This window comes from Cryobacterium sp. 10I1 (assembly GCF_035019805.1).
Lineage (GTDB): Bacteria > Actinomycetota > Actinomycetes > Actinomycetales > Microbacteriaceae > Cryobacterium > Cryobacterium glucosi.
The window spans coordinates 1-6263 of sequence record NZ_JASJVF010000193.1 but is presented as its reverse complement, the minus strand read 5'-3'; the positions used below and the strand labels follow the sequence as shown (position 1 = coordinate 6263).

The following is a 6263-nucleotide window of genomic DNA, read 5'->3' as shown; positions in this document are numbered from 1 at the left end:
CCCCCCGGTGAGCGCACCGTCTCCGACGACGGCGATCACGTGCCGGTCGCTCTGCCCGGTCATCTCGAAGGCGCGGGTGCCGTGGGCGAGGAATTCGTCGGGCAGTCCGAGTTCGGTGACGGCCGTGTCGACGCCGGCCTCGCGCAGGTCCTGGCGGATGCGCGTGCCGATTCCCCCGACCCGGATCCCGTCTTCGATGCTCACGACGAGGCGGTGCTCAGCGGCGAGCCCGACCAGGCTCCTGGGCACAGGGACGACCCAGCGCGGGTCGATGACGGTCGCGCCGATCCCCTGCGCTGACAGGCGCCTGGCGACGTCGAGGCCCATGGCCGCCATCGGTCCGACCGTGACGATGAGCACGTCTTTCTGCGTCGATTCGAGGAGAACGTCGACGCCGTCGTCGAGGCGGGCCACAGCGTCGAACTCGACCCCGGTGCTGCCCTTCGGGAAACGCAGCACGGTCGGTCCGTCCTCGACGGCGACGGCCTCTCCGAGCTCCTCGCGGAGCCTGGTCGAGTCGCGCGGCGCAGCGAGACGGATGCCGGGGACGACCTGAAGGATGGCAAGGTCCCAGATGCCGTGGTGGCTCGGCCCGTCCGGGCCGGTCACGCCCGCGCGGTCGAGGACGAAGGTCACCCCGGCCTTGTGCAGGGCGACGTCCATCAGGACCTGGTCGAAGGCGCGGTTGATGAAGGTCGCGTACAGGGCGACGACGGGGTGCAACCCGCCGAAGGCTAGGCCGGCGGCGCTCGTCACGGCGTGCTGCTCGGCGATGCCGACGTCGTGCACCCGGTTCGGGAACCGTTCCGCCATCCGGTGCAGCCCGGTCGGACGCAGCATGGCCGCCGTGATCCCGACGATCCGCTGGTTCTCGGTCGCGAGGTTCAGGAGTTCGTCGGCGAAGACCGAGGTCCAGGACGGCGCGCCGGGGGTCTCGGTCGACTCCCCCGTCTCCGGGTCGATCTGGCCGACCGCGTGGAACTGGTCTGCGGTGTCCTGCATGGCAGGGTTGTAGCCCTTGCCCTTCTGGGTGATCGTGTGCACGATCACCGGCGCACCGTAGTTCCTGGCCTGCTGGAGCGCCTCGAGCATCGCTTCCATGTCGTGCCCGTCGACCGGGCCGATGTACTTGATGTCGAGGTTCGAGTACAGCGCCTCGTTGTTGGAGAATCGGGCGAGGAAGCCGTGCAGCCCGCCGCGGACACCGCGGAAGAACGCACGGGCCGGTGCGCCCATGTTGTCGAAGGCGCGGCGGCTGCTCAGGTAGGCCGCGTGATAGCTGCTGCGGGTGCGCACGGTGTTGAGGAACCGGGCCATGCCGCCGATCGTCGGGGCATAGGAGCGGCCGTTGTCGTTCACGACGATGATCAGGCGGCGGGTGTTGTCGTCGCTGATGTTGTTGAGCGCTTCCCAGGTCATCCCCCCGGTGAGCGCACCGTCTCCGACGACGGCGATCACGTGCCGGTCGCTCTGCCCGGTCATCTCGAAGGCGCGGGAGATGCCGTCAGCCCAGGACAGCGAGCTCGAAGCGTGGGAGCTCTCGACGATGTCGTGCACGGACTCCGAGCGCTGCGGGTACCCCGCGAGGCCGTCCTGCTGGCGGAGGCCGCTGAAGTCCTGGCGGCCGGTCAGGAGCTTGTGCACATAGGACTGGTGCCCGGTGTCGAAGACGATCGCGTCGCGCGGCGACTCGAAGACGCGGTGGATGGCGATGGTCATCTCGACCACGCCGAGGTTCGGCCCGAGGTGCCCGCCGGTCTTGGAGACCTCGCTGACCAGGAAGCCGCGGACTTCCGCCGCGAGCTGGACCAATTCTTCGAGCGAGAGGCGGTCGAGGTCACGCGGCCCCGTTATGGTCTCCAGCAGGCTCATCGGCAACACCTTTCGAGTACGACGTCGCGGGCAGAAAGGAACCGGCGCGTAGCTTCAACAGGAGTTGAGTCTACGCGCCGGTCCCGAACGGTTACCCGGTAATCGTGCCGGTTACGCGACCAGTGAACGAAGAACGTACTGCAGGATGCCGCCGTTCCGGTAGTAGTCGGCCTCACCGGGCGTGTCGATGCGGACCACGGCGTCGAATTCGACGGTCGCCTTGCCCGCTGCCGAGTTCTCGCTCGGGGTCGCGGTCACGTGGACCGTCTTCGGGGTGACGCCGGCGTTGAGTTCCGTCAGGCCCGCGATCGAGACGATCTCGGTGCCGTCCAGTCCCAGGGACGCCCAGCTCTCGCCGGCCGGGAACTGCAGCGGGACGACGCCCATGCCGATCAGGTTCGAGCGGTGGATCCGCTCGAAGCTCTCGGTGATGACGGCCTTGACTCCGAGGAGGCTGGTTCCCTTGGCCGCCCAGTCCCGTGAGGAACCGGAGCCGTACTCCTTGCCGCCGAAGATCACGAGCGGGATGCCCGCGGCCTGGTAGTTCTGGCTCGCGTCGTAGATGAACGACTGCGGCGCGCCCGCGACGGTGAAGTCGCGGGTGTAGCCGCCCTCGACGTCGTCGAGGAGCTGGTTGCGCAGCCGGATGTTGGCGAAGGTGCCGCGGATCATGACCTCGTGGTTGCCCCGGCGCGATCCGTAGGAGTTGAAGTCGCCGCGGGCGACCCCGTGCTCGACGAGGTACGCTCCGGCGGGGCTGTCGGCCTTGATGTTGCCTGCCGGGCTGATGTGGTCGGTCGTGACAGAGTCGCCGAGCTTCGCGAGCACCCGGGCGCCGACGATGTCGCTCACCGGGGTGGTCTCGAGCGTCATGCCGTCGAAGTACGGGGGCTTCCGCACGTAGGTGGACTCGCTGTCCCACTCGAAGACTTCGCTGTCTGGCGTCGGCAGGGAGCGCCAGCGCTCGTCGCCCTCGAAGACGGCGCCGTACTCCTTCGTGAACATCTCGGTGTCGATCGAACTGTCGATCGTCGACTGCACCTCTGCGGAATCCGGCCAGATGTCCCTGAGGAACACCGGGTTGCCCTCGGTGTCGTCGCCGAGGGCATCCGTCTCGAAGTCGAAGTTCATCGAACCGGCGAGGGCGTATGCGATCACGAGCGGCGGGCTCGCCAGGTAGTTCATCTTGACGTCCGGGCTGATCCGGCCCTCGAAGTTGCGGTTGCCCGAGAGAACGGCCGTGACGGCGAGGTCGTTCTCGTTGATCGCGGCGGACACCTCGTCGATGAGCGGACCGGTGTTGCCGATGCACACGGTGCAGCCGTAGCCGACGGTGTAGAAGCCGAGGGCTTCGAGGTCACCGGTGAGGCCGGCCTTCTCGTAGTAGTCCGTGACGACCTTGGAGCCCGGTGCGAGGGTCGTCTTGACCCACGGCTTGCTCGTGAGGCCCTTCCTGACGGCGTTGCGGGCGAGGAGCCCGGCCGCGAGCATGACGCTCGGGTTGGACGTGTTCGTGCAGGAGGTGATCGCGGCGACGGCGACGGCCCCGTGGTCGAGGGTGTAGCTCGCCCCCGCGGCGGTCTCGATCGCGACCGGGCTGGAGATGGTCCGCGGCGGGTGGCTCACGTGGGTGTGCGAGATCGCGTGGGCGCTGCTCTCGTCCTGGGCGGTGAACCCGATCGGGTCGGAGGCGGGGAAGGTCGCCTCGACGGCGGCATCGACCTGGGACAGGTCCTGGGTCGCGTAGCTCTGCAGGTCGGTCTCGAACTGGTTCTTGGCGCGGCTGAGCTCGACCCGGTCCTGCGGACGCTTGGGACCGGCGATCGAGGGGACGACGGTACCGAGGTCGATCTCGAGGTACTCGCTGAAGACGGGCTCACGGGCCGGGTCGTGCCAGAGGCCCTGCAGCTTCGCGTATGCCTCGACGAGGGCGACCTGTTCCTCGCTGCGGCCGGTGAGGCGCAGGTAGCCGAGGGTGACATCGTCGATCGGGAACATGGCGGCGGTCGAGCCGAACTCGGGGCTCATGTTGCCGATGGTCGCGCGGTTGGCGAGGGGGACCTCCGCGACGCCTTCTCCGTAGAATTCGACGAACTTGCCGACAACGCCGTGCTTGCGGAGCATCTGCGTGATGGTGAGGACGACATCCGTCGCGGTGACGCCGGTCGGGATGGAGCCGGTGAGCTTGAAGCCGACGACCTTGGGGATGAGCATGGAGACGGGCTGGCCGAGCATGGCCGCCTCTGCCTCGATGCCGCCGACGCCCCAGCCGAGAACGCCGAGACCGTTGACCATGGTCGTGTGCGAGTCTGTACCGACGCAGGTGTCCGGGTAGGCCTGCAGCACGCCGTTGACGACGCGGGTCATCGTGACGCGGGCGAGGTATTCGATGTTGACCTGGTGGACGATGCCGGTTCCCGGCGGGACGACCTTGAAGTCGTCGAAGGCTGTCTGGCCCCAGCGCAGGAACTGGTAGCGCTCGCCGTTGCGCTGGTATTCGATCTCGACGTTGCGCTCGAGGGCGTTCTCGCTGCCGAAGAGGTCGGCGATGACCGAGTGGTCGATGACCAGTTCGGCGGGTGCGAGCGGGTTGATCTTGTTCGGGTCGCCACCGAGCTCTGCGACGGCCTCGCGCATCGTGGCGAGGTCGACGATGCAGGGCACGCCCGTGAAGTCCTGCATGATCACGCGGGCGGGCGTGAACTGGATCTCGGTGTCCGGTTCGCTCGTGGGAACCCAGGCGCCGAGGGCGCGGATGTGATCGGCCGTGATGTTGGCGCCGTCTTCGGTGCGGAGGAGGTTCTCCAGCAGCACCTTGAGACTGAACGGCAGCAATTCGTAACCCTGCACCGAGTCCAGGCGAAAGACCTCATAGTCTGTCGCTCCGACGCGGAGGGTGTCCTTGGCTCCAAAACTGTTTAACGCAGACACGATGCCCTCTCCTTTGTGGAAACTGACGGGAATCCGTCCGCAGTCCCCAATCCTGACGAACGGACCAGCGCAAGGCCAGCAAGGGTAACCTAACCGGCGGCGTCACCGAACGATATCACCGTCAAACTATCTTGACGTAGAGATAACTCTAGCAGGGAGCGGCTGCCCGGTCTTCCCCTGGCGCGCCCTATTCGCGGTCGAAAACGAGACCGGTGCGCCGCGCATGCCGGTACATGAGCTCGATGCCCGCCGCTCCGAGCGCCCCGATGCCGATCCCGAAAAGCAACGGGAGGTCGAGGCGCACGTCGATGACGAAGAACGCCCGGGTGAACGGGATCGTGCACGCGAGCACCATCGCAGCGGCCATTCCCGTGACGAGGGCGAGACGGGGACCCGTGAGCGGCCGGGCGAGCACGCAGAGAATCCAGAGCGAGACGACGAAAAGCGCGATGGTCGTGACGCTCCGCGCCTCGTGGAGCGGAATCCTGCCGTAGAGGAAGAGGAACGTCACGAGGGCCGTCGCCGCGGCGATGGCGCCTGTCGGCACGGCGTAGCGGAGGATGCGGCGCAGGACCCCCGGGGTGTAGATCCGCCGGTTGGGCGCAAGCGCGAGCACGAACGAGGGGATGCCGATCGCGAGGCCGGAGACCAGCGTGAGCTGCCGGGGCAGGAACGGGAACGGCAAGGCGAGCAGGGAGGTCGTCAGGGCGATCAGGATGCCGTAGACCGTCTTGGACAGGAACAGGTTGGCGACGCGTTCGACGTTGGCGATGACCCTGCGACCGAGGCCGAGCACCTCGGGGAGGCGGTCGAAGCGGTTGTCGAGCAGGACGAGGCGCGACGCCGCCTTCGTGGCAGGGGTCGCAGACCCCATCGCGATGCCGAGGTCGGCGTCCTTGATCGCCATCGCGTCGTTGACGCCGTCCCCCGTCATCGCGACCGTCCGCCCCTGTCCCTGCAGCAGGGCGACGGCCGTCCGCTTCTGCTCGGGGCTGACCCGTCCGAACAGGCTCGTCGTTTCGAGCGCCGCCGCCAGTGCTTCGTCATCGTCGAGTTCTGCAGCGTTGACCGTCTCGCCGGCCACGCCGAGGCTGCGCGCGATCGCGGCGACCGTCACGGGGCTGTCCCCGGACATGACGATCACGCGCACCCCCTGCGTCGCGAAGTACCGCAGGGTCTCTGCCGCGTGCGGGCGCACCGATTCGCGGAACACCACGAGGCACACCGGTTCGAGGCTGGAGTGCTCCGGGTCGAACGCCGTGTCGAGGGGTGTCGTCCCGTCCAGGCGCACGAGCGCGAGGGTGCGGTGTCCCTCGGCGGCGATAGCGGATGCCGCGGCCAGCGATTCGGGGTGCGCCGCGAGCAGCCGCTCGGGGGCCCCGAAGAGCCACGACGAACTGCCGCGCCCGGGAAGGTCGAGGGTGATGCCGCTGAACTTGCGGGCGGAGCTGAACGGGAGC

At 68.0% G+C, this 6263-nt stretch carries 3 protein-coding genes; all 3 read right to left on the bottom strand.

Features of this window, described 5'->3' with window-relative positions; translation table 11 throughout:
* Positions 1–1872, bottom strand: a 1872-nt coding sequence (gene dxs, locus QN345_RS14245; protein WP_323508784.1) for a 1-deoxy-D-xylulose-5-phosphate synthase, incomplete at its 3' end; no start/stop codon positions are given.
* Positions 1873–1983: 111 nt separating this feature from the next.
* A complete protein-coding gene (gene acnA, locus QN345_RS14240) occupies positions 1984–4803 on the bottom strand; it encodes an aconitate hydratase AcnA (RefSeq protein ID WP_134561176.1) in 2820 nt (939 codons plus the stop codon).
* A gap of 187 nt (positions 4804–4990) precedes the next feature.
* On the bottom strand, positions 4991–6263 hold a 1273-nt coding region (locus tag QN345_RS14235), incomplete at its 5' end, for an HAD-IC family P-type ATPase (protein WP_323508783.1).